Annotated in this window: 1 pseudogene; it reads left to right on the top strand. The window is 49.3% G+C overall.

The annotated features are described in order from the left end of the window. Window positions 1–94 precede the first annotated feature (94 nt). Window positions 95–214, top strand: a pseudogene (locus tag C2I19_RS22705) (IS1595 family transposase); the annotation flags it as partial. Window positions 215–692: the final 478 nt, after the last annotated feature.

Genomic DNA, 692 nt, shown 5'->3' with positions numbered 1-692 from the left:
CTCGGTCAGTTGTACGGTGCACTTCATGGAGTTCGGCGGTGAGTAGAGTCCGGGTGAGTGCAAGCAAGAATCAAACCAATTTGTTGTGGGCACTTACCTTGAGCACTATCTGGGGTGGCGACGGATGCTGGAGCGCTATCAGCAAACCATTCAGCCTTGCCACTGCTTGCAGGAGGCGGTGGGGCGTCCCTTGCAACACATTATTGGGACATAGCCTTTCTTTTCCCGCTCATTATCGAGCCTAGCCTTAATTGCTTGTGCAACTAGATGGTGGTATACAACCAGATCTCCCTTAGTGTAAGTGGATTCGTCCCCAGACCCCCCTAGCATTTGCCAAGGCTCGGCAATGTAACATTCTGATGCCTTTATTTTTCCTAGCCGCCCCCCCAAGGATGCAATTAATTTTTCATGTAAAACTCGGTCGCGTATACCATCAATTACAAGGAATGAATTAAAAACAATGGAAATATCGTTACCAATAAATGTCGATGCGCCTTGCTGAACCTCGAGGAAGTATACGGCCCCATATTTAGGGGACCAAAATATCATATCACCCAGGCCCGTCGTTGCAAGCGCCACAGCATCACCACCCAGCAGCCAGGGCCATTCAACGCTGAACTCGTAGGCAAATGAACGGTCAGTATTTATTTGCGATATGCCACATGCTAACCCTCGCCATCCTTTCCTCCATC

It is taken from the genome of Chromobacterium alticapitis (genome assembly GCF_002924365.1).
Taxonomy (GTDB): domain Bacteria; phylum Pseudomonadota; class Gammaproteobacteria; order Burkholderiales; family Chromobacteriaceae; genus Chromobacterium; species Chromobacterium alticapitis.
Note: the sequence above shows the minus strand (reverse complement) of the source record. Positions and strands in the feature narration are given on the sequence as shown.